Origin of the sequence: Streptomyces sp. NPDC057137 (genome assembly GCF_042670825.1) — a bacterium.
Lineage (GTDB): Bacteria > Actinomycetota > Actinomycetes > Streptomycetales > Streptomycetaceae > Streptomyces.
The window spans coordinates 11,972-34,023 of sequence record NZ_JBHUUW010000015.1; the positions used below are offsets into that span (position 1 = coordinate 11,972).

Consider the following 22,052-nt stretch of genomic DNA (forward strand, 5'->3'; position numbering starts at 1 on the left):
GGGGCCGTTGCCCCTGTCCTTGCTGTCGCGCATGGCCACCCGGCCGTCGCCGAGAAACGCGACCTCGACGCACTGGCCGTTGTCCGCCGAGCGGCCGGACTTACGCCACACCGCATCCGTCAGGTCGGCACTGTTCACTTGAACTCGCCGTCCTGCACGCCGCCTTCAAATGCCGCCCACTCGCCGGCGGTGAAGACCAGCGCGGGGCCGTTGCCCCTGTCCTTGCTGTCGCGCATGGCCACCCGGCCGTCGCCGAGAAACGCGACCTCGACGCACTGGCCGTTGTCCGCCGAGCGGCTGGACTTGCGCCACACCACATCCGTGAGGTCAGAACTCTTCACTGCCTTAGCTCCCTTGTCGCTTGCTGGAGGAGACGCTTGGTCTCCTCGTGATCCAGGGAATCACCCCAGATCGCTTGAAACGCTCCGTCGTAGCGTTCGATCTCGTTGGCCTTGTCGAGGTAGAGGTCTCCGGTGAAACCACCCACGTAAACCGTGGGCGGCTCTGTCGGCTGCCCGTCGCCGTTGAGCGGGAAGCGCAGCATGGTGAACGCTCCGGACATGACGCCGTGATGCAGGCCCGCCACGAACGGCACCACCCGCAACGACACGTTGGGCAGATCCATGGTCTCTGTCAGCCGGTCGAGCTGGCGAGCCATGACTTCTTGTCCACCGACCGGGCGCCGCAATACCGCCTCGTTGAGCACTACTTCCAAGGTAGGCGGACTTGTGACTCTGGTCAGCAGTGTTTGCCGCTCAATTCGAACGTGGACCCGCCGCTCGATCTCTTCGTCGTCATCGCCAGGGTTGTCCGCGCGGATCAACGTGCGGGCGTATTCATCGGTTTGGAGCAGACCGGGCACCAACTCGGCGCTGTACTGGCTTAGGCGCGTCGCCGCCTCTTCCAACCCGATGTAGAGATCGAAGTTCTCCGGGATGACATCGCCGTAGGCGTGCCACCAACCGCGCCCCTTCGTCTCCTTGGCGAGACCCATCAGCGCTTCGGTCAGCTCCGGCGGCGCGCCGTACACCTTGCACATCGCTTCGACGTCGAGGCTGCGAAGTGACGTCTGGCCTGTCTCGATGCGCCAGATCTTCGGCTCCGACCACTCCAGTTCCTTGGCCGCCGCCCTCACCGTGAACCGCGCCTGGTTGCGCAACTCGCGCAGGTGTCGCCCGAGTTGCCGACGCGGCACCGTCGAGCCCGTGGTTTGTACGGTCACGCGCACACCACCTTCCTTCAATACGGAACACCCTTACATCCGAAACGTAAGCCCCGTAGTCCTCGATCCGCAATGTCAGACATTCATTCGATGAATACTGTTCGAATCTCAAGAAATGTAGTCTTGCATAACCGGCCTTTACAGTGCTTCACTCGCTAACCCAAGGGATCGCCGCGACCACCCTCCGTGATCGCAGGCCCGGCGAGGGAGCGTGCGCTGTGAATCCGCTGAATCCGCTGATCTACGGATACGTACGGGCGTTGCCCGGACTGAGCAACCAGGACATCGACCGGTTACGCGCGGACATCGCCGCGTTCGCCCACCACCAGGGCTTCGCGCCGCCGCACGTCTTCACCGAGCACACCTGGACCCGCGTCTCCGCCTGGGAAGCACTCGTCACCGCCTGCCGATGGACCCGCACCCGCAACGTGGTCGTGCCGTCCTGGCAGCACCTCAACACCCAGCACTCCCTCAGCGCCGCCGCTCAGCAGACCTTGCAGGACGCCATCCGCGGGCAGGTGTGGTTCGCCTCCGCCGTCATCCGAACCGGAGAAGCATCGTGAACGAGACGACCGACCGGCCCGCGCCGGCCTACGGATACCTGCGCGCCTTCTCCGACGCGGGCCACCGCGAGGCACCCGCGCTGGAGCAGGACATGAAGCGCTTCGCGCACGAACACGGCCTGCGACTCGTCGCCGTCCAGCGCGAGTTCGCGTACGGCAAGCTCGACGCGTTCACCGCCCTGGTCGACACCCTGCGGCGCACCGGTGTGCGGGACGTGCTCGTGCCGTCGCTCGACCACCTCGGACAGAGCGGCGCCCTGCAACGCGTGCTGCTCTCTCGCCTGGAGTTCAGTCTCCACGCGACCGTGCACACCCTCGATGCCTCGTAGCGCCGTGCCGCTCCTCCGCGCCTGGGACCGACTGACCCTCGTCGCCCTGCCCACCGCCGTGAGCTGCGCCCGCGCGTTCGCCGCGTGCACCCTGCGCTGGTGGGGAGCCGCCCACGTCATGGACGACGCGCTGCTCGTCGTCTCCGAACTGGTCACCAACGCCGTCAAAGCCACCGGGCCACGAACTCCCACGCCCACGTGGACAGATGTCACCGCGCAACACATCCTCGGCGTACAGCTCCGCGTCGACGGGCTCAGTCTGTACGTCGAGGTGTGGGACAGCGGCCGCGAAGTCATCGCCGCCGGGGCACCCACCCTCGACGACGAAGGCGGGCGCGGACTGCTCATCGTCCAGACACTCGCCACCCGATGGGGCACCTACCGGCCACCCGCCGGTGGCAAGATCGTGTGGGCCGAGTTGGCCCTGTCCGCCGAGCCCGCACTCGCCAGGCGCGTACTGCCACTTCGCGTCCCGCCGCACATCCGCGTGCCCGTCGGCAAGGCCAAGGAGCAGGTCGAGACCGCCCTCATGCAGCGCGTGCTGGACGGGCTGCGCGCACTGGACTGACGGGAGCGGCCACCGCCCGTTCCGTGATCGGTACGAGAACGGCCGCTCAGGCAGTCGGCAGGCCCAATGCGCGCAGGGCGCCGGGCGGCACTTCGAGGCTTTCGAGTTCGTGGGCGAGGCGCAGCGCCTGGTCCGCCACGGCGAGTTCGCGAGGTGTCTCGGGGATCGTGTCGCCGAGGCCGCGCAGGTGCTGCGCGATCTCGCGCCAGGAGTAGAAGACCGTCGCCCCCGGCGGACCGGGCAGCGGCTCCGGGAATCCTGGCAGTGCCGCGAGTGACTCCTCGCTACGGTCGCAGCGCTGCGCCGCCTCCCCCAGGGTCACCGTGTCGTCGTGGCGGACGCCGACGGCACGCAGGCCCGGGATGAGCCGGATGTCATGGGCCACTTGGGCGACCGCGTCGAGGAGCGAGGGCGCCTCGATGTCGCAGGACAGCTCGCTCAGTTCGGCGGGGTCCGTGTGAACCGCGAACTGACTCGGGTCCTCAGGGCCGAGGACGTACGACACAGATCCGTCTGCGAAGGCGTCGCAGTGGTCGAAGGCGTTGGCCTGCTCAGCGGTCAGAGGCTGGTTGAGACGAAGGATGAAACTCCACTCGGACACAGAAAGCACTCCTCTCAGTGCTGATGGTCACGGACGAACCGGTCGATTCGCTTCGCCTCATTGCCGGGGTTCTTGGGCGTGCCGGGCACGGTGTGAGTATCTCCGCAGGTGCAGCACACCACCCATCCCCACCGATGACCATTCTTGTCGGGCGTGATTTTGCAACCAGCCCTCTTCGCGCGTTCGAGGGCAGCCGCGATGTCCCCGGCTTGGTGTCGCCCTTTTGAAATCATGCGCAGATAATACCCAGAGCTACGAGCAGGGTACGTTAAGCGACAGAATGGCGGCCTGGCCACCCGCCATCCGCAGCTCCGTCACCGCCGCGTTCCGCAGACCCGGGAACACCCGGCGGTAGTCGCTCAGCGGGATCGACAGCAGGTCGCAGAGCACCAGTCGCAGCAGGGTGTTGTGGGCGACGACCAGGACCCGGCCGCCCTCGTGCGCCGAGGCGATACGACACAGGGCGGACGTTCCTCGGCCGGCGGCGGCGCGGGGGTCCTCCGCCGACGGGAAAGGGTTCAGCACCGGGTCGGCGCGGAAGGCCGCCGCCGCCGTCGGGTCCGTCGACTCGAACTCCGCCAGCGTGCGGCCCTCCACCACCCCGAAGTCGCATTCGCGCAGGTCGTGTTCGCGTCGCGGTACGAGGCCGAGTGCCCGGCAGGCCGGCTCGGCCGTGACGATCGCGCGGGGCACCGTCGATGTCCACACCGCGTCGATCGCCGAGCCCTGCCGCCCGGCCCACTCCCCCAGCCGCGCCGCCTGGGCCCGGCCCTCGTCGGTGAGGCCGACGTCGCTCACGCCCGCGTAGCGGTTCTCGGCGTGCCAGAGCGTCTGGCCGTGGCGGGCCAGCAGCAGGGTCGTACTCACGGAGTCTCCAAAGCGTCGGCGCGGGTGCGGGCGTGGGTGGCGACGGGTGCCGGGAGCCAGCCGCGACGTTCCAGTTCGTCCACCATCCTCAGGTACGGCTGAAGGAAGCGCGCGGTACGCGCCGGGTCGGGGCGCAGGACGTGGCTGAGGCCGACCATGCGCTTGGCCGCGTCCGCGAGGGTGGGGGCGGCGCCGGCGCCGTACGCGGCGAGGACCGCCATGCCGAGCGCCGGTTCGCTGTGGCGGGGGATGTGGACGCTGCGGCCGAGGATGTCCGTACGGAGTTGGTTCCAGTACGCGCTCCGCGAGCCGCCGCCGGTGAAGGTCAGCGGGCCGTGCTGCGGGGCGCCGAGGTGGTCCAGGTAGTCCAGGCAGAGCCGTTCGGTGTGGCCGACGCCCTGGAGGAGCGCCGCCCAGTGGTCGGCGTCGGAGCGGGGTTCGCCGAGCAGGAAGGGTGTGGCGTCGGGGGCGAGGAAGGGGAACCTTTCGCCCCGCGAGACCAGGGGGTAGGCAAGCGCGGTCGACGGTTCGTGCGCGGGCGCGAGAGTGTCGAGGTGCGCCGGGTCCGCGTGAGGGAAGGCGCGGGACAGCGCGCCCGCGCCGACGCCGGAGGCGCCGCCGGGGAGCCAACTGCCTTCCGGGGCAAGGTGGTTGTAGACCACCCCGGTGTCGTCGTGGACCGGGGAGGCGGTGACGCCCTTCAGGACGAGCGTGGTGCCGAGCACCGAGTTCCAGGAGCCGACGCCCAGTGAGCCCGAGGCGATCTGGGCCGCGCAGCCGTCGGTCATCCCCGCGATCACGGGGGTGCCGGCGGGGATGCCGGTGGCCGCCTCGCCCTCGGCGCCGACCTCACCGAGCCGCGTACCCGGGCGTACCACCTCCGGGAGCAGGTCCCGGTCCAGACCCAAAGCGCTCAGCTTCTCGTGGGGCCAAGCCTCGGACGTCAGGTCGTAACCCGTCTTCAGCGCGTGGCTGGAGTCCGTCGCGGTACGGCGGCCGACCAGGCGGGAGACGATGAGATCCGGCTGGTGGGTGAGGCGCAGGTCCGAAGTCGAGGCGAACTCCTTCAGCAGCCACATCGCCTTCGGCAGCGCCCACGTCGGCTGGACGCCCAGCCCCCGCTCACGCGCCAGCGCCGTCTCGGCGGTCGCGCGCCCGTCGTCGTACATCAGACCGGGGGTGAGCGGACGGCCCGCGCCGTCCGTGAGCAGGACCGTGCCGGAGGTGCCGCACACCGCGAGCGCGCCGACCGGACCGGCCGGACGGTCCCGCAGGGCTTCGCCGATCGCCGTGCGCGCCGCCTCCCACCAGTCGTCCGGCGACTGCTCGTGCCGTACCCCGTCACGGCTGCCGCCGAGCGGGGCCGCGCCGCTGCCGAGCATGGCCCCGTCGTCCCCGACGAGCACCGCACGGACGCTCTGTGTACCGAGATCGATACCCATCCACATATCGGCTCCCTCTGTGAAGTTCTCACTCTGCACCGAGAGTTTGCGATGCGCGAGGGATTGACGCGCAACTACCGGTGTTCCAAGCTCTGTTAACCACTCGAAGGAACGCGTTATCAGGTCGGACCGTGGAGGTCACGGATGGACATGCACGGGCACCTCGGGCACGACCGGCGGCGATTTCTCGCGCTCACGGCGGCGGCGTCGTCCGTCCCGCTGCTGAGCGCCTGCGGGGCCGGTTTCGGCGGTGACGACAGCAAGAGCGACGGTTCGGCGGCCGACGACGTCACCGGGTCCTTCGACTGGCAGCGGCACAAGGGCACGACCGTCAAGGCGCTGCTCAACAAGCACCCGTACACGGACGCGCTGATCGCCGATCTCAAGGCGTTCACCGCGAAGACCGGCATCAAGGTCGAGTACGACGTGTTCCCCGAGGACAACTACTTCGACAAGCTGACCGTGGACCTCTCCAGCGGCCGCGCGTCGTACGACATCTTCATGCTCGGCGCCTACATGGTGTGGCAGTACGGCCCGCCGGGCTGGCTGGAGGACCTCGGTCCGTGGATGCGCAACGAGTCGGCCACCGGCGCCGAATGGGACCAGGACGACTTCCTGCCGAGCCTGCTCGAAGGCACCCAGTGGTCTCTGAAGGCCGGGACGCCACTTGGCCAGGGCGGGCAGTACGCGCTGCCGTGGGGCTGGGAGGCCAACGTCGTCGCGTACAACACGGAGGTCTTCGACAAGCTGGGGCTGAAGCCGGCGGAGTCCTTCGACGAGCTGCGTGAACTCGCGGGCACCATCAAGCGCAAGGCGCCGGGCGCCGGTTTCGACGGGATGTACGGGGTCGCGGTGCGCGGCTCGCGGAGCTGGGCGACGATCCATCCCGGCTTCATGACGATGTTCTCCCGCTACAAGCTGAAGGACTTCACGGTCGACGGGGAGAGCCTGAAGCCCGCCATGAACTCGCCCGAGGCCATCGCCTTCACCCGTGACTGGGCGGACATGGTCAAGAAGGGCGGGCCGCCCTCGTGGACCTCGTACACCTGGTACCAGTGCTCCAGCGACCTGGGCGCGAAGAAGGCGGGCATGCTCTTCGACGCGGACACCGCCGCGTACTTCCAGGCGGTGAAGGGCGCCTCGCCCGCCGCCGGGAACATCGCCTTCCACCCGGGGCCGAAGGGGCCGGACGGATCGCTGGCGACCAACATGTGGATCTGGTCGCTCGGGATGAACGCCAAGAGCAAGAAGAAGAGCGCCGCCTGGCTGTTCCTCCAGTGGGCCACCGGCAAGGAGCATCTGCGCAAGGGCGCGATCGAGTACAACCACATCGATCCGGTGCGGAAGTCGGTGAGCGACGACCCGGAGTACCGGGACAAGATGAGTGAACTCCCGGGCTTCATCGAGACGTTCGAGGCCGTCCAGGACCAGACACGGATCCAGTTCACCCCGCAGGAGCAGTTCTTCGACGCGACCACGAGCTGGGCGTCGGCACTCCAGGAGATCTACGGGGGCAAGAGCGCGGGGCCGGTGCTGAACGGCCTGGCGGACGATCTGGCCTCGAAGGTCGGGTGACACCCCATGTCCTCGTCGACGGAGGCCGATCACGGGGCGGCCTCATCCGACGACGCGGCCGTGGCCGGCGCCCCTGAAAAGGCGTCGGCCGCGGGACCGGGCTCGGGCGCTCCCCCGCCCGAGCTTGGCGCGGAACAGGGCGTGGAACAGGGCGCGGCGGGCGGCGCGGGACGGAGCGTGCCCCGGTGGCGGCGCACCCTGCGGCCGTATCTGCTCATCGTGCCCGCCCTCCTCCTGACCGGCGGGATCCTCTACCCCTTCGGACTCGGCCTGTACTACACGGTGTTCGACTTCGCGGCGAGCAAGCCGCAGCCGGACTTCGTCGGCCTGGAGAACTACCGGCGGATCTTCACCGACTCCTCCTTCTGGGACTCGGCGTGGGTGACGGTGCTGTACGCGGTCGGCGCCGCCGCCGTCGAGACGGTGCTCGGCGTCGCCGTGGCCTTGCTGCTGCACCGCTCGACGCTGGTGGGGCGGGTGCTGGAGAAGGTCCTCATCCTGCCGCTGATGATCGCGCCGGTGATCGCCGCGATCATCTGGAAGCTGATGCTCCAGCCGTCGGTCGGTGTCGTGAACTATCTGCTGCGGCCGTTCGGCCTGGGCGGCGTGCAGTGGACGGACACCCCGACGGGCGCGCTGCTGTCGTCGATCGCCGTGGACGTGTGGGTCTACACCCCGTTCGTCGCGATCCTGGCGCTCGCCGGGCTGCGCTCGCTGCCCACCTCCCCGTTCGAGGCGGCGGCGGTCGACGGCGCGGGCTGGTGGTTCACCTTCCGCAAGCTGACGATGCCGATGCTGTGGCCGTACGTCCTGGTCGCCGTGATCTTCCGGTTCATGGACTCGCTGAAGGTCTTCGACATCATCTACGCCCTGACGGAGGGCGGCCCCGGCGACTCCACCGTGGTGCTCCAGATCCGCGCGTATCTGGAAGCGATCCGCTTCCAGCGCTACTCGTTCGGGCTGAGCTACATGATCGTGCTGTGGGCGGTGGTCTATCTGGCGGCGATGGTGCTGGTGCGCTATCTGGGCCGGATTCAGAACCGGGCCGCGGAGGTGCCGAAGTGAGCAGCCGTCAGACACGCAGAAAACCGAACGGGGCGGGGAAACGGCGGGTGTTGGGGATCGCCGCCGACGGCGCCCTGATCCTCTACTTCCTCTTCTCCCTCTTCCCCGTCGCCTGGATGGTCATCCTCTCCCTGAAGCCCGCGAACGAACTGTTCAGCACCTACTTCTCCTTCACCCCGACCCTGGACTCCTACCGCACGGTGCTCGGCGCGGGCCAGGACGAGGGCGTGCCGTTCGTACGGTTCTTCCTCAACAGCCTGGTGGTGTCGCTGGGGGCGGTCGGGCTCTCCCTGGTGATCGGGCTGCCCGCCGCGTACGCCGCCGCGCGCTGGCGGTTCCGCGGCTCGGAGAATCTGATGTTCACGCTGCTGTCGTTCCGCTTCGCGCCCGAACTGACCGTGATCATCCCGCTGTTCGTGCTCTACCAGCAGCTCGGTCTCTTCGACACGTACGTCGGCATGATCTGGGTGCTGCAACTGGTCACGCTGCCGCTGATCGTGTGGATCATGCGGTCGTACTTCGCCGATCTGTCACCGGAGTTGGAGCAGGCGGCGCTGCTCGACGGCTACACCCGCAAACAGGCGTTCTTCCGTGTCGCGCTGCCGCTGGTGAAGCCGGGCATCGCCGCCGTGTCGCTGCTGGCCTTCATCTTCGCGTGGAACAACTTCGTCTTCCCGCTGATCCTCACCTCGTCGGAGGCGCAGACCGTGACCGTGGGCGCGCTGTCGTTCCTCGGCGGCGACCGGCCCAAGTACAACCTGACGGCCGCAGCCGCGCTGGTGTCGGTGATCCCGCCGCTGCTCCTCGCGCTGACGATCCAGCGGTATCTGGTGCGGGGGCTGTCGTTCGGGGCGGTGAAGTCATGACCCCGGCCGCGTCCGGCACCGCCTCGATCGCGCTGCGCGGTGTACACAAGTCGTACGGGCGCACCACCGCCCTCGACGGCATCGAACTGGACGTCGCCGAGGGCGAGTTCTTCTGTCTGCTCGGGCCTTCCGGCGCGGGCAAGACGACCACGCTCAAGACCGTCGCCGGTCTGGAGGAGCCCGACTCCGGCGCCGTCGAGCTGGGCGGCCGGGACATGACCGGCGTCGAGCCGTACGACCGGGGCGTGGCCATGTGCTTCGAGTCGTACGCGCTCTATCCGCACCGCTCCGCCTACGACAACCTCGCCTCGCCGCTGCGCTCCCCCAAGTACCGGCTGCCGGCCGCCGAGGCCCGGGTCCGGATCCATGAGATCGCCGAACTCCTCGGTATCGAGCAGCTGTTGGAGCGGCCGGTCGGCGCGCTGTCGAACGGGCAGCGGCAGCGGGTGGCGCTCGGCCGGGTGCTCGTACGGCCCGCCCGCGCGTTCCTCCTCGACGAACCGCTCTCCCACCTCGACGCCAAACTCCGCCAGGCGATGCGCGCCGAGCTGAAGGCCATCGGCGACGTCCGGCACACCACCACGCTGTATGTCACGCACGACTCGGTGGAGGCGCTGGCGCTCGGTGACCGGATCGGGGTGATCAGGGACGGGCGGATCGTCCAGACCGGGACCCGGGAGGACATCTGGCACCGGCCGTACGACACGTTCGTCGCCGGCGCCTTCGGGCGTCCATTGATCAATCTGCTGCCGGGGACGGTCACGGCGGATGGGCACTTCGGGTCGGCGGAGGGCGGCTTCGAGCTGGCGGTGGACGTGCCGGCGGCGCCGGGCACCGCCGTACAGCTGGGCGTACGGCCCCGAGACATCGCCCTGGGCGAGGAGAACGGCGCGCTTGAGCTGACCGGCACCGTCTACATCACCGAGGTCCTCGGCCGCGCCACCGAGGTCACCGTCCGGCTCGGCTCCCGGCAGCTGTCGCTCGTCGCCCCGCGCGCCGCCGCGGCCGGTCTGCGCGTGGACGACCCTGTGCGGCTCTCCGTCCGGCCTGAGAACCTGCTCCTGTTCGAGGCCGACCGGCCGGAGCGTCCAGGACGAAGGATCAGCGCATGAGCACCCAGCAGCAACGCGGCCCCGCCCCGCGCCAGGCGGCGATAGCCGAGTACGTCCTCGCCCAGGGCGAGGGCACCGCCGCCGAGCTGGCCGAACGCTTCGACGTCAGCCTGATGACCATCCACCGGGACCTGGACGAACTCGAACGGCAGGGAATCGTAAGGAAGTTCAGGGGCGGCGTGACCGCCCAGCCGTCCGGCGTGTTCGAGTCGAACGTCGCCTTCCGGCTCAAGGCCATGCACGAGGAGAAGGCGGCGGTCGCGCGGCACGCGCTGACCCTCATCGAGCCCGGCATGGCGGTGATGCTGGACGACTCGACGTCCACCCTGGAGATAGCGCGCCGGCTCGGCTCCATCACCCCGCTCACCGTCGTCACCAATTTCCTGGAGGCGATCAACCTGCTGTCCGGGGAGCGCGGCATCCATCTGATGGCGCTCGGCGGCGACTACGACCCCCTGCACTCCTCCTTCCTCGGTGTCAGTTGCGTCGAGGCCGTGCAGTCCCTCCAGGTCGACGTCTGTTTCACCTCCACCTCCGCCGTCTCCGGCGGCTTCGCCTACCACCAGGAGCAGCACATCGTCTCCGTGAAGCGGGCGATGCTCGGCTCGGCGGCCAGGAACGTCCTGCTGCTCGACCACTCCAAGCTGGGCCGGGTCGCCCTGCACCGGCTGGCCCCGCTCTCCGCCTTCGACCTGGTGCTCGTCGACGCCGGCGCCTCCGCCGATGCCCTGCGCGACCTCGACGAGCACAAGGTCCCCTACCAAGTCTGCGAGGTGGGCGGTGACTGACCTCTCCCTGCGCGCTCTGCGCAAGACCTATGTGGCGCGCGGCCGTCCCGCCGTCGACGCGGTGCGCGGCATCGACATCGAGCTGCGCTCGGGCGAACTGCTCGGTCTGCTCGGCCCGTCCGGCTGCGGCAAGTCCACCACCCTGCGGATGATCGCCGGTCTGGAGGAGGTCACCGGCGGCGACATCCTGGTCGGCGGCGACTCCGTCGTCGGTCTGCCGGCGCAGCAACGCAACATGGGGGTGGCCTTCGAGAACTACGCGCTCTACCCGCCGCTGACCGTCGCGGAGAATCTCGGCTTCGGGCTCGCCGCCCGCGGCCTGCACGGGGGCAGGGAACGGGCCCGGCGGGTCGCCGACATGGCGGAGCGGATCGGTCTCACCGACCTCCTCGCCGCCCGGCCCGCCGGTCTGTCCAGCGGCCAGAAGCAGCGCGTGGCGCTCGCGAGGGCGCTGATCCGGGAGCCCGACGTCCTGCTCCTGGACGAGCCGCTGTCCCATCTGGACGCCGCGCAGCGTGACACGACCCGCCGTGAACTCAAGCGCATCCAGCGGGACTTGGGCCATACGACGATCCTCGTCACGCACGACCAGGAGGAGGCGCTGTCGCTCGCCGACCGGATCGCGGTGATGAAGGACGGTGTGATCCAGCAGCTCGGCACGCCGTACGAGATCTATGACGCCCCGGCGAATGTGTTCGTCGCCGACTTCGTGGGGGAGCCGGCGATCAATCTGCTGCCGGGCGTCGTGGAGGCCGGCGGGTGGGTACGGCTCGGGGCTTCGGTGCGGTTCCCGTGCCCCGCCGGTCCACCCGTCGGCCGCGCGGTGGTGCTCGGCATCCGTCCGGAGGACCTGCGGCTGACCCGGGAGGGTGAGCCGGGGCCCGGGACCGGGGACACCGCGTGGGGCGACGGTCCGGACGGCGCCGTACGGGCTACGGTCAGCGCCCATGAGCCGCTCCTGGAGTCCGGAATCGCCACGCTCACGCTCGACGGCGTCGCGGAATCCCTCGTCGTGGAGACCGGCCCGGAGATCCGCCTGGACCGGGACGACACCGTGCGCGTCACCGCCGACCCGCAGCACACGCACGTGTTCGACGCCGAGACAGGAGATGCCCTGACGTGAAGATCCTCGCCGCGGGTGACCACTTCGTCCTCAACTCCCTGATCACCGAGGCCCTGCGGCACGATGTCGCCGCCCCGGCCGAGATCACCGAACTCACCCTCCCCTGGCCGCTCACACCCTTCGGCAAGGTCGCCGAGGTCGACGAGGCCAACGACTCCGAGGACGCGCTGATCGAGGCGCTGGACGGGGTCGAGGTCTGTGTGACCCAGATGGGTCCCTTCACCGAGCGGGTGCTGGCCGCGTCGCCCGCGCTGCGGATGATCGCCGTGTGCCGGGGCGGTCCGGTCAACGTCAACGTCGAGGCGGCCCGCGCGCGCGGCGTCAAGGTGTGCTTCGCGCCGGGGCGCAACGCGGCGGCCACCGCCGAGTTCACGATCGGGATGATGCTGGCGGCGCTGCGGCGCATCCCGGAGGCGCACAACTCCCTCTATCTGGAAGGGGAGTGGGACGCCGGCCACTACACGTACTCGCGCTGCGGTCCGGAGCTGGAGGACACCCCGGTGGGGCTGATCGGTTACGGCGCGGTCGGCAGCCGGGTCGCCCGGGTGCTGACGGCGTTCGGCGCCGAGGTGGAGGTGTACGACCCGTACGTACGCGGCGACGTGCACGGCATGCGGTCCCCCTCGCTCCAGGCGCTGCTGTCCCGGTCGAGCGTCGTCACGCTGCACGCGCGGCTCACCCCGGAGACCCGGGGGCTGATCGGCGCGGCCGAACTCGCCCTGATGCCAAGGGGATCGGCGCTGGTGAACGTGGCGCGCGGCGGGCTGCTCGACACGGACGCGCTGTGCGACGCGCTCGACAGCGGACAGCTCGCGACGGCGGCGCTCGACACGTACGAGCAGGAGCCGCTGCCGGCCGGCTCGCGGCTGCGCGGCACCCCGAATCTGGTGCTGACCCCGCATCTGGGCGGGGCGAGCAAGGCCGTGGCGCGGAAGGCGGCGCGGATCGCGTCGGCGGAGGTGGCGCGCTACGCCAAGGGCGAGCCGCTGGCGCACTGCCTGACGTGAGTCCGTTCGCCACCGCTTGACGAGTCTGAGGAGAGCGTGATGTACGTCGGTATCGATGTCGGCACATCCACGGTGAAGGCCGCGGCCTTCGACGCGGCCGGTCACGCCCTGGCCGTCGAGTCCCGCCCGGTGCGCCTCGACATCCACGGCGGCCATGTCGAGCAGGACATGGAGGAGTTGTACGGCGCGGTCGTCGACGCCCTCGGTACGCTCACCGCCGCCCTGCCCGAGCCGGTCGAGCTGGCCGGGCTCACCGGACAGGGCGACGGGGTCTGGCTGGTCGACGCGGAGGGGCGTCCGGTGCGGCCCGCGATCTCCTGGATGGACGGCAGGGCCCACGAGTTCGTGGACGCGTGGCTGGCGTCCGGCGTCTTCGAGTCGGTGTTCCGGCACAGCGGCAGCGCGATGTTCCCGGGCTGCCCGGGTCCCGTGCTGGCCTGGCTCGACCGTCATGAGCCTGCGGCGCTGGACGCGGCGACGACGGCGCTGTACTGCAAGGACATGGTCTTCCAGCGGCTGACCGGAGTGCGGGCGACGGACGTCTCGGACGCGTCGATGCCGTTCCTGGACCCGAGGACGCGGGCGTACTCCCCCAATGTGCTCGCGGAGTTGGGGCTCTCGCACCGGGCGGGGCTGCTGGCGCCGGTCAGCGATCCGGTCGCGACCGGTGAGCTGCCCTCGGGCGTACGGATCGCCAACGGGCCGTACGACCTGGCGGCCAGCGCGCTGGGCGCGGGGGTCACCGAGCCGGGCGACGGGCTGCTCATCATCGGCACCTGCCTGGCCTCGCTCGTCGCGACGGACACGCTCGACCTGGACGGCGAGCCGGGCGGGCTGCACATCTCGACGGACCGGCCGGGGCACTGGCTGCGCGCCATGCCCGCGATGGTCGGGACCGCCGCGCTCGACTGGGTGCTGACGACGACCGGCACGGACCACGCGGAGGTGGACGCGCTGCTCGACACGGTGGAGCCGGGCGCGGGCGGGGTCAGGGTGCTCCCCTACTTCGCGCCGTCCGGCGAGCGCGCGCCGTTCGTCGACCCGGCGCTACGGGCCGAACTGACCGGTGTCTCCCTGGAGTCGACGACGGCCGATCTGATCCGCGCCACCTGCGAGGGCATCGCCTACGCCGCCCGGCACTGCCTGGAGGCGGCGGGCCTGACGGGCACCCTGGCGGTGTGCGGCGGCGGCACGCGAAGCCCCGCGTGGATGCGGCTGTTCGCGGATGTGCTGGGCCGCCCGCTGCGCATCGTGGAGGGCGAGGTGGGCGCCCGGGGCGCGGTGCTCGCGTCGGCCGCGCGCCACGGGGTCCCCCTGGACGTCGCGGCGTGGACGACCCCGACGGCGGTGGTGAACCCGGATCCGGAGCGGGCGGCGTACTACGCGAAGGGGTACGAGGACCATCTGGCCCGGCTGGGGGCGGCGCGGGGGCGGGGCGGTTCGTAGGAGGTGGGCGGGTGCGGCTGCATGCGGGGCGAGCGCGGCATACCGGGGCCGGGCCGGGCCGGGCCCGTACGCGGGTGGCGTCGGCGCAACGGGGTGCCCCGGGTCGTACGCCCCGCTCCACTCCCCCCGCACGCACCCCCGGGCGGGGCCACGGCTGCGGACCGCACACCGGGCACGGGTGCCCGGCGACGTAGGCCGGAACGGCTCATGCATGACCGCACCGACGGGCGGACGGCGGCTCCGGACGGCACGCGGAACGCGGGCGTTCCACCGGAGCACGGCACGCCAGGGGCCGGTCCGCGTCCACACGCGGGCTGTTGTCCGGCACCGGACGACGTGCCCGCCCCAGGCCGTGGGCCCCCGATCCGTAGGCGGATCCGCCCGCCGGCGAATGCCGCGACCGCCTCCGCAGCACCGCACCCGGTGCGACCGGTCACGGCCCCCGGATCCCCCCGACACGGGTCCCCGGCGAGCCGCGACCACCGGGGGCGACCCGGCAGCGGACGCGGACCAGGACAGGTGCGTACGCCGGAACGGCCCCGGCGGCACGACCGGCACGGGCACCCGGCCCGCGGACGTCCGGCGGTTCCGGTGAACCCCGCATGTCCACCCGTCGCACAGCCGGTGAATCCACCGCGCATCGCGCCAACTCGCCCTGTCCACCTGCCTATCGTGCTGCCGCCGACCACCGTTCACGAGCCTCACGAGGGAGACCCGTATGCCCGCACAGCCCAGACGCCGCTCGATACTGCTCGCGGCCGGCGCCGCCACCGCCGCCACCGCGCTGCCCGCCACGGCGGCGGTCGCCGCGGGATCGTCGGGGCGGCCCGGCGGTTCCGGCCGTCCCGTCGTCATCGGGCACCGGGGCGCCGCCGGCTGGCGGCCCGAGCACACGGCGGCGGCCTACACCTACGCCGTGGAGACCGGCGCCGACTGGATCGAGCCCGACCTCGTCCCCACCAAGGACCACGTCCTGGTCGTGCGGCACGAGAACGAGATCGCGGGGACGACGGACGTCGCGAAGCACCCGGAGTTCGCCGACCGGCGGACGACGAAGACCGTCGACGGGCGGCCGGTGACCGGCTGGTTCACCGAGGACTTCACGCTGGCCGAGCTGAAGACCCTGCGGGCCGTCGAGCGGCTGCCGTTGATCCGTAACCGCAACACCGTCTTCGACGGCCGCGAGCCGGTCATGACCTTCGAGGAGGTCGTGAAGCTGGCCCGCGAGCTGTCCCGGCGCCACCGCCGCCGGATCGCCGTCTTCCCGGAGACCAAGCACCCCACCTACTTCCGCTCCATCGGGCTGCCCCTGGAGCCGGCGCTGGCGCGGATCGTGCGGCGCTACCGGCTGGACGCCGACGAGTGCGTGGTCCAGTCGTTCGAGCCGAGCAGCCTCGCCGCGTTCGCCGAGGAGCGGCTGCGGCTGCCGCTCTGGCAGGCGCTGGGTACGACGGGTGCGCCGTACGACCTGGTCGCGGCGGGTGACCCCACGACGTACAAGGACATGATGACGCCGGAGGGGCTGCGGAGGATCGCGCGGTACGCGGACTGGATCGGCCCGGACAAGTCGTCCGTCGTGGAGCCGTTCACCCTGCTGGCGGACGCGCACCGGGCGGGTCTGAAGGTGGGCGCGTACACCTTCCGCGCGGAGAACCAGTACCTGCCCGCGCAGTTCCGGCGCGGTACGAATCCCAACGAGTTCGGTGACGCCTTCGCGGAGTACGCGCTGCACTTCGGCCGTGGGGTCGACGCCGTGGTGACGGACTACCCGGACATCGCGGCGATGGCGCGGGACGCGCTCGCCGGCCCGGCGGCGGACCGGACCTAGGGCCGGCGCCTGATCAACTCGGGGCCCTCTTGCTGTTAGCGTGCAGTTGCATAGGATGTGCAATAAGCAGCGAGAGGGCTCGGCCATGGCCATCTACACACTCCCCGAACTTCCCTACGACTACGCGGCGCTCGAACCGGTCATCAACCCCCAGATCGTCGAGCTCCACCACGACAAGCACCACGCCGCGTACGTGAAGGGTGCGAACGACACCCTGGAGCAGCTGGACGAGGCGCGCGACAAGGAGTCCTGGGGCGCGATCAACGGCCTCCAGAAGAGCCTCGCCTTTCATCTCTCCGGGCACATCCTCCACTCGATCTACTGGCACAACATGACGGGCGACAACGGCGGCGGCGAGCCGCTGGCGGCCGACGGTGTCGGTGACCTGGCCGCCGCGATCACCGAGTCGTTCGGCTCGTTCACCGGCTTCAAGGCCCAGCTGACGAAGGCCGCGGCGACGACGCAGGGCTCCGGCTGGGGCGTCCTGGCGTACGAGCCGGTCAGCGGCAGGCTGATCGTGGAGCAGGTCTACGACCACCAGGGCAACGTCGGGCAGGGATCCGTGCCGGTCCTGGTCTTCGACGCCTGGGAGCACGCGTTCTACCTTCAGTACAAGAACCAGAAGGTGGACTTCATCGAGGCGATGTGGCGCGTCGTCAACTGGCAGGACGTGGCGAAGCGTTACGCGGCGGCGAAGGAGCGGGACAACGTCCTGCTCCTGGCCCCCTGACGCGGCGCCCGCACCGCCCCCACAGGCGTCCTGCTCGTGATCGTCTTCTCAACCTTCACCTGCGGACGGAATGACGAAGGACCCTCGCGAGGACATGACTCGCGGGGGTCCTTCCACACTCGCGGGGGTCCTTCCATGCGCCACCGGAGGTCGACGGCCCGGCGCCGCGAGCGGGGAGGGTGCGACCGGGTCGACGCGGGGGCTTCGAGGCGGCTCGGTTGATTGCCGATCAAACCGCAACTACTGTGGTTGCAGTTAACCGGTGACGGCAAGGAGCAGGAGATGGCGGGGCTCAGCAGCAGGAGCGCGGTCGCGATTCACGCGCTGGCGATGCTGGCGCACCGGCGTGGGGGCTCGTTGACGTCCGCGGAGATCGCGGACAGCCTGGAGAGCAATCCGGTCCTCGTGCGGCGCATTCTCGGCCGCCTGCGAGACGCCGACCTGGTGCGGTCCGCCGAAGGCCGGGGCGGCGGCTGGTCCCTCGCCCGTGACCCGCGGGACATCACGCTCCATGACGCGTACGCCGCCGTCGAGGAGGGGCAGATCTTCTCGCGGCACACCCGTCCGCCCAGCGGGGCGTGCGAGGTCGGACGCAACATCGGCGATCTGCTCGACGCCGAGTTCCAGAGCGCGGAACGAGCCCTGGAGGAGCGGCTCGGCAGGACGACGATCGCCGGCCTGCTGCGTCAGATACTGGCCTCCGACAGCGAACCGGGGAATCACTGATGAGGAATCACTGACCAGGCGCTGACACACGTCCACCTCGCGTCTTGACGCACGACCTGACTGCAACCGGTTTGGTTGCAGTTTTTCTCCCCGGAACGCACCAGGAATGAGAGCGATGCCCCAGGAATCCGAAGCGACCGGGAGCACGGGGGCTCATGGCCCCGCGACCTACGACCTCGTGATCGGTCGCGCCCATGTCTTCGACGGCCGCCAGGCGCTCGCCGGTCTGTATGACATCGCCATCAACGGCGGGGAGATCGCCTCCGTCTCGGCCGAACCGCTCAGGGGCAGACAGGAGCTGGACGCGGCCGAGGGATGGGTCGTACCGGGCCTGATCGACACTCATATCCACTTCTACGACGTGCGCGCGGTCGCCGATCCGGATTCCATGCGGGCCTTCGAGGAGAGCGAGCTTCCCGGAAGGCTCGGGCTGTTCCTCGACCACGGGATCACCACCATCAAGTCGGTGGGCGATCCGACGGGCGGCATCCTGGACACGCGGGCGAGAATCGCCTCGGGCGCGCTGCGGGGCCCGCGGCTGCTGGCGACCGGTTGCGGTATCACCGGACGCGACGGGCATCCCGCCGCCACTGTCTTCAGCGAAAACCCCTGGGCGCGCCAGCACTTCACGGGGGAGGTCGACAGCGTGCGGCAGATCCGCGACCTGGTGCACCACCTCGCCGACCGCAAGGTGGACGCGATCAAACTCCTGTCGGAAGGCGCGTGCGCACACGCCGGCGGGCCGAAGTACCTCTGGCAGAATCCTGCCTTTCCGGGTGGTGTCGAGCTGGAACGGCTTCCCCCCGATCTCCTTCGGGCCGGTATCGAGACCGGGCATGAGCGGGGTCTGCGGGTCACCGTCCACACCACCCAGCAGGCCGCGGCACGCGAGGCGATCGAGGCCGGGGCGGACGGCCTGGAGCACGGTGTCACCGTCGAGCCCCTCACCGACCACTCGCTCATCGACCTGATGCTCGAACACGGCATCACCTACACGCCCACGCTCTGGATCGACGATGCCCACCCGGACGCCCGTGGCAACCTCAAGAAGGTCGCCGAGGCCGGCGTGCCCATCGCGCTGGGCAGCGACACCTTCAGCGGCCGGGGGCTGTTCGGAGCCAACACCCTGGACGAGGCCGAACTCATGGTGGCGGCCGGGATGACGCCCACCCAGGTGCTGGCCGCGGGCACCAGCGGCGCGGCGCGGCAGTGCGTCCGCCCCGACCTCGGCGCGGTGGCCCCCGGCAGGCGCGCCGACCTGCTCGTACTGAACGCCGATCCCACCGCGGACATCGGCAGCCTCCGCGACCTCGGCATGGTGATCCTGAACGGCGAACTCGTCGTCGACAAGCGCTAGGGGGTGTCTTGCCGATCAGGCCGGGCTCTCGGTCACCCCAGCGTGGCCCGGCGGAGCGCCGGGAACGCGGCGGCGACCGCGAGCGCGGCCACCACGCAGACCACTCCCCCGGTCACGACGGCGGCGGACGCGCTCGTCAGCTCCGCGAGGAACCCGACCGCCGCGTTGCCGAGCGCCGGTGAGACCGTCGCCTGGACCATCCAGAGGCTGCTGACCCGGCCCCGCAGACCGTCCGGTGTGCCGTGCTGGAGGAGCGCCGAGCGCAGCGTCTCGGATATGAGGTCGCCGAGCCCGGCGAGGGCGAGCAGGACCAGTGCGAGCGGCAGCAGCGAGGTGAGCCCGAAGCCGGTCAGCGAGACGCCCCACAGGAGTACGGCTCCGATCAGCGCGTGGCCGCCGGCGCGGGCGGTCCAGCCGCTGGTCGCGGCGCCGACGAGGGCGCCGAGCGCGGGTGCGGCGTACAGCAGGCCGACAACGCCGGGGCCGCCGCCGAACTGCTCGTCGGCCAGCACCGGGTAGAGGGCCTGCGGCATCGTGAAGACCATCGCCGCCGCGTCGATGAGCAGGAGCCCGACGATGAGGCGGTGGCCCCGGATGTAGCGCACCCCGTCGCCGACCGCCGCGAACGCCTGCCGTACGCCCTTGGTGCGGGCCCCGGCGTCGCCCGGCGCGGGCGGCAGCGGCCGTACGAAGAGCAGCGCCACCGAGAAGACCAGGAATCCCACGGCGTCGACGGCGTAGCAGGCGGCGAGGCCGGGCCCTGCGATGAGCAGCCCGCCGGCGGCCGGTCCCAGCAGGGCGGCGAACTGCGTGGACGCGGCGGTCAACGCGCCCGCCGCCGCGAGGCGTTCGGTGCCGACGAGCGCGGGGATGGCGGCCAGCATCGCGGGGCCGCCGAGCCCGGCGAGGAGTCCGGTGCACCCGGTCGCGACGTAGATGACCCAGAGCCGGGGCTCGGGCTGGAGGGCGTTGACCGCGAGGGCGGCGGCGACGAGCGTCAGCGGCAGCCGGGTGACGAGCATCAGCTTCCGGCGGTCCGCGCGGTCGGCGAGCACACCGCCGACGAGGACGCCCACCACCAGCGGCAGTGCGCGGGCGAGGCTGACGAGGCCGATCTGGAGCGGTGAGCCCGTGAGGTCGTAGATCTGTACGGCGACGGCGACGCTCGTCATCAGCGTGCCGAACAGCGCTCCGACGAAGCCCGCGTAGAGCAGCCGGAAGTCGCGGTTCTCGCGGAGCGGGGTGACATCCATGACGAGGCCGGCCAGGCGCATGTACGACTCCAGGAAGGGGCTGGGCGAGGGGTTAGGTGAGCCTTGCCTGAGCAACCTTGGACGGCTGGGAGCTTAAAGTCAACATGTGTGAAGTTCAGCGCGGGGTCCGCCCGATTGTTAGCCTCGGGCCCTGATGAGCAGCGACCATTCGTCGGCCCGGCGCCGGCCCACCCACCGCAAGGGGCGCGCCACCCTCACCCGGGAATCCGTGGGGCGGGCGGCGCTGGACTTCCTCGGGGAGCACGGGGCCGCCGAGCTGACGATGCGGTCACTGGCCGCCGAACTCGGGGTGTCGCCACGGGCGCTCTACAACTACGTCGAGGACCGGCGCGACCTGATCACCGTCGCGGCCGAGATCTTCGAGGCGGCGTGGCGACCGCCGGAGCTGGACCCGGCGCCGGGCGGCTGGCGGGAGTCGCTGCGCGCGTTCTGCCGCGACCTGCGGGCGCATCACCGGGCGCATCCCGGCATGACCACACTGGCGCTGAGCGAGAACATCACCATGGCCCGGCATCCGGTGATGCTGCGGAACGTGGACGCGCTGATCGGGTTCTTCGCGGCGGCCGGGCTCACGCCGCAGGACGCCTATCGCGCGTGCATGGAGTCGATCAGGCTGGTCGTGGGCTTCGTGGAGTTCACGGACTCACTCCACGACCGACCGCCCGCCCATCTCGACCCGGCGGAGCTGGGGCAGTCGCCGCCGCCGTGGCTGCGCGCGGAAGCGGGGGAATCGGTGGCCGAGGTGGAGTTGGCACACCTCGGCGGGGCCGGCGAGCTGGAGATTGACTCGCCGGACACCCTCTTCGAGTTCTCCCTGGACGTGTTCGTCGAGGGGATCGCGGCCCGCGCGCGACGGCGCGGGCCGTGACGCCGTGACTGAGACGGCTCAGTCGAAGATCGGCCCCTGCGTACGGGTGCGCTTGATCTCGTAGAAGCCGGGAATCGAGGCGACCATCAGCGTGCCGTCCCACAGCTTGGCGGCCTCCTCGCCCTTGGGCGCGGGGGTGACGACCGGGCCGAAGAAGGCGATCTGCTCGCCGTCCGAGCCGGGCACCGCGATCACCGGGGTGCCGACCTCCTGGCCGACCTTGTCGATGCCCTCCTTGTGGGAGGCACGCAGCTCGGTGTCGTACGTGTCCTTCTCCGCGTACTCGATGAGGTCCGCCGGCAGGCCGACGTCCGCCAGCGCGGCGGAGACGGACTCCAGGCTGTTGCCCTCACCGAGGTTGTGGAAGCGGGTGCCGAGCGCGGTGTAGAGCTTGCCGACGACCTCGTCGCCGTGCAGCTGCTGGGCGGCGATCACGACGCGGACCGGGCCCCACGCGGCCTTCATGCCCTCCCGGTACTGCTCGGGAAGCTCGTCGAGCTTCGGCTCGTTCAGTACGGCGAGGCTCATGACGTGCCAGTGGACCTCGACGTCCCTGACCTTCTCGACCTCCAGCATCCAGCGGGACGTCATCCACGCCCACGGACAGAGCGGGTCGAACCAGAAGTCGACCGGCGTCTTGGTCTTCGTCTCACTCATGGGCGCGTCTCTCCTCGGAAAAGAACGGGTCAGGTCCA

At 70.6% G+C, this 22,052-nt stretch carries 24 protein-coding genes; 16 read left to right on the forward strand and 8 right to left on the reverse strand.

The genetic code is table 11. The annotated features are described in order from the left end of the window. The 3 genes from ACFT9I_RS15165 to ACFT9I_RS15175 form a co-directional block, all read right to left on the reverse strand. Positions 1-138, reverse strand: a 138-nt coding sequence (locus ACFT9I_RS15165; RefSeq protein WP_382564523.1) for a DUF397 domain-containing protein, incomplete at its 3' end; no start/stop codon positions are given. Continuing rightward, on the reverse strand, positions 135-341 hold the full coding sequence (locus ACFT9I_RS15170) for a DUF397 domain-containing protein (RefSeq protein WP_382564331.1): 207 nt from the start codon (positions 339-341) through the stop codon (positions 135-137). The genes ACFT9I_RS15165 and ACFT9I_RS15170, both read right to left, overlap by 4 nt. Continuing rightward, positions 338-1,222: a helix-turn-helix domain-containing protein gene (locus ACFT9I_RS15175; protein ID WP_382564333.1), complete on the reverse strand. Its 885-nt coding sequence runs from the start codon at positions 1,220-1,222 to the stop codon at positions 338-340. The genes ACFT9I_RS15170 and ACFT9I_RS15175 overlap by 4 nt, the downstream gene beginning before the upstream one ends. A gap of 218 nt (positions 1,223-1,440) precedes the next feature. On the opposite strand from ACFT9I_RS15175, the gene ACFT9I_RS15180 reads away from it, so the two are divergent. Genes ACFT9I_RS15180 through ACFT9I_RS15190 form a run of 3 tightly spaced genes read left to right on the forward strand, consistent with a single transcriptional unit; the run spans position 1,441 to position 2,682 of the window. Beyond that, positions 1,441-1,785, forward strand: coding sequence for a hypothetical protein (locus ACFT9I_RS15180; RefSeq protein WP_382564335.1), 345 nt, complete (start codon positions 1,441-1,443; stop codon positions 1,783-1,785). After that, positions 1,782-2,114 (forward strand): hypothetical protein, encoded by a 333-nt coding sequence (locus ACFT9I_RS15185; RefSeq protein WP_382564336.1) that lies wholly within the window; start codon positions 1,782-1,784, stop codon positions 2,112-2,114. Before ACFT9I_RS15180 ends, ACFT9I_RS15185 begins: the two co-directional genes overlap by 4 nt. Then, positions 2,104-2,682: an ATP-binding protein gene (locus ACFT9I_RS15190; RefSeq protein WP_382564339.1), complete on the forward strand. Its 579-nt coding sequence runs from the start codon at positions 2,104-2,106 to the stop codon at positions 2,680-2,682. Before ACFT9I_RS15185 ends, ACFT9I_RS15190 begins: the two co-directional genes overlap by 11 nt. Before the next feature lie 46 nt (positions 2,683-2,728). Here ACFT9I_RS15190 and ACFT9I_RS15195 read toward each other — a convergent pair whose 3' ends face one another. The 3 genes from ACFT9I_RS15195 to ACFT9I_RS15205 all read right to left on the reverse strand — a co-directional run bounded on the left by ACFT9I_RS15195 (position 2,729) and on the right by ACFT9I_RS15205 (position 5,592). Further along, on the reverse strand, positions 2,729-3,283 hold the full coding sequence (locus ACFT9I_RS15195; RefSeq protein ID WP_382564341.1) for a hypothetical protein: 555 nt from the start codon (positions 3,281-3,283) through the stop codon (positions 2,729-2,731). Positions 3,284-3,535: 252 nt separating this feature from the next. After that, positions 3,536-4,150: a histidine phosphatase family protein gene (locus ACFT9I_RS15200; RefSeq protein ID WP_382564343.1), complete on the reverse strand. Its 615-nt coding sequence runs from the start codon at positions 4,148-4,150 to the stop codon at positions 3,536-3,538. Then, positions 4,147-5,592: an FGGY-family carbohydrate kinase gene (locus ACFT9I_RS15205; RefSeq protein WP_382564345.1), complete on the reverse strand. Its 1,446-nt coding sequence runs from the start codon at positions 5,590-5,592 to the stop codon at positions 4,147-4,149. Before ACFT9I_RS15205 ends, ACFT9I_RS15200 begins: the two co-directional genes overlap by 4 nt. A gap of 144 nt (positions 5,593-5,736) precedes the next feature. Between ACFT9I_RS15205 and ACFT9I_RS15210 the strand changes: the two genes are divergently transcribed. The 12 genes from ACFT9I_RS15210 to ACFT9I_RS15265 all read left to right on the forward strand — a co-directional run bounded on the left by ACFT9I_RS15210 (position 5,737) and on the right by ACFT9I_RS15265 (position 19,215). Next, positions 5,737-7,167, forward strand: coding sequence for an ABC transporter substrate-binding protein (locus ACFT9I_RS15210; RefSeq protein ID WP_382564347.1), 1,431 nt, complete (start codon positions 5,737-5,739; stop codon positions 7,165-7,167). A 6-nt stretch (positions 7,168-7,173) separates the two neighbouring features. Continuing rightward, positions 7,174-8,232 (forward strand): carbohydrate ABC transporter permease, encoded by a 1,059-nt coding sequence (locus ACFT9I_RS15215; protein WP_382564349.1) that lies wholly within the window; start codon positions 7,174-7,176, stop codon positions 8,230-8,232. Continuing rightward, on the forward strand, positions 8,229-9,098 hold the full coding sequence (locus ACFT9I_RS15220) for a carbohydrate ABC transporter permease (RefSeq protein WP_382564350.1): 870 nt from the start codon (positions 8,229-8,231) through the stop codon (positions 9,096-9,098). Before ACFT9I_RS15215 ends, ACFT9I_RS15220 begins: the two co-directional genes overlap by 4 nt. Next, on the forward strand, positions 9,095-10,210 hold the full coding sequence (locus ACFT9I_RS15225; RefSeq protein WP_382564352.1) for an ABC transporter ATP-binding protein: 1,116 nt from the start codon (positions 9,095-9,097) through the stop codon (positions 10,208-10,210). Before ACFT9I_RS15220 ends, ACFT9I_RS15225 begins: the two co-directional genes overlap by 4 nt. After that, positions 10,207-10,998, forward strand: coding sequence for a DeoR/GlpR family DNA-binding transcription regulator (locus tag ACFT9I_RS15230; RefSeq protein WP_382564354.1), 792 nt, complete (start codon positions 10,207-10,209; stop codon positions 10,996-10,998). Before ACFT9I_RS15225 ends, ACFT9I_RS15230 begins: the two co-directional genes overlap by 4 nt. Continuing rightward, positions 10,991-12,121, forward strand: a complete 1,131-nt coding sequence (locus ACFT9I_RS15235; RefSeq protein WP_382564356.1) for an ABC transporter ATP-binding protein — start codon at positions 10,991-10,993, stop codon at positions 12,119-12,121. Before ACFT9I_RS15230 ends, ACFT9I_RS15235 begins: the two co-directional genes overlap by 8 nt. Next, entirely contained in the window at positions 12,118-13,128 is a 1,011-nt protein-coding gene (locus ACFT9I_RS15240; protein WP_382564358.1) for a 2-hydroxyacid dehydrogenase, read from the forward strand. Before ACFT9I_RS15235 ends, ACFT9I_RS15240 begins: the two co-directional genes overlap by 4 nt. A 39-nt stretch (positions 13,129-13,167) precedes the next feature. Beyond that, the gene (locus tag ACFT9I_RS15245; protein WP_382564360.1) at positions 13,168-14,574 is read left to right on the forward strand and encodes an FGGY family carbohydrate kinase; all 1,407 of its coding nucleotides are present in this window, start codon (positions 13,168-13,170) and stop codon (positions 14,572-14,574) included. 718 nt (positions 14,575-15,292) lie between these two features. Beyond that, positions 15,293-16,402, forward strand: a complete 1,110-nt coding sequence (locus tag ACFT9I_RS15250) for a glycerophosphodiester phosphodiesterase family protein (protein ID WP_382564363.1) — start codon at positions 15,293-15,295, stop codon at positions 16,400-16,402. Between the two features lie 85 nt (positions 16,403-16,487). Further along, positions 16,488-17,132 (forward strand): superoxide dismutase, encoded by a 645-nt coding sequence (locus ACFT9I_RS15255; RefSeq protein WP_382564365.1) that lies wholly within the window; start codon positions 16,488-16,490, stop codon positions 17,130-17,132. 282 nt (positions 17,133-17,414) lie between these two features. Further along, positions 17,415-17,858 carry an Rrf2 family transcriptional regulator gene (locus ACFT9I_RS15260; RefSeq protein ID WP_382564366.1) on the forward strand — a complete coding sequence of 148 codons (444 nt, stop codon included), beginning with the start codon at positions 17,415-17,417 and terminating at the stop codon, positions 17,856-17,858. 115 nt (positions 17,859-17,973) lie between these two features. After that, positions 17,974-19,215: an amidohydrolase family protein gene (locus ACFT9I_RS15265; protein ID WP_382564368.1), complete on the forward strand. Its 1,242-nt coding sequence runs from the start codon at positions 17,974-17,976 to the stop codon at positions 19,213-19,215. Between the two features lie 32 nt (positions 19,216-19,247). On the opposite strand, the gene ACFT9I_RS15270 is transcribed toward ACFT9I_RS15265, so the two are convergent. Beyond that, positions 19,248-20,489, reverse strand: a complete 1,242-nt coding sequence (locus ACFT9I_RS15270) for an MFS transporter (RefSeq protein ID WP_382564370.1) — start codon at positions 20,487-20,489, stop codon at positions 19,248-19,250. A gap of 133 nt (positions 20,490-20,622) precedes the next feature. On the opposite strand from ACFT9I_RS15270, the gene ACFT9I_RS15275 reads away from it, so the two are divergent. Continuing rightward, on the forward strand, positions 20,623-21,357 hold the full coding sequence (locus ACFT9I_RS15275) for a TetR/AcrR family transcriptional regulator (RefSeq protein WP_382564371.1): 735 nt from the start codon (positions 20,623-20,625) through the stop codon (positions 21,355-21,357). An 18-nt stretch (positions 21,358-21,375) separates the two neighbouring features. Here the strand turns inward: ACFT9I_RS15275 and ACFT9I_RS15280 are convergent, their stop codons facing one another. Then, complete coding sequence (locus ACFT9I_RS15280; RefSeq protein ID WP_382564373.1) at positions 21,376-22,014, reverse strand: DsbA family protein; 639 nt, start codon at positions 22,012-22,014, stop codon at positions 21,376-21,378. Between the last annotated feature and the right edge of the window lie 38 nt (positions 22,015-22,052).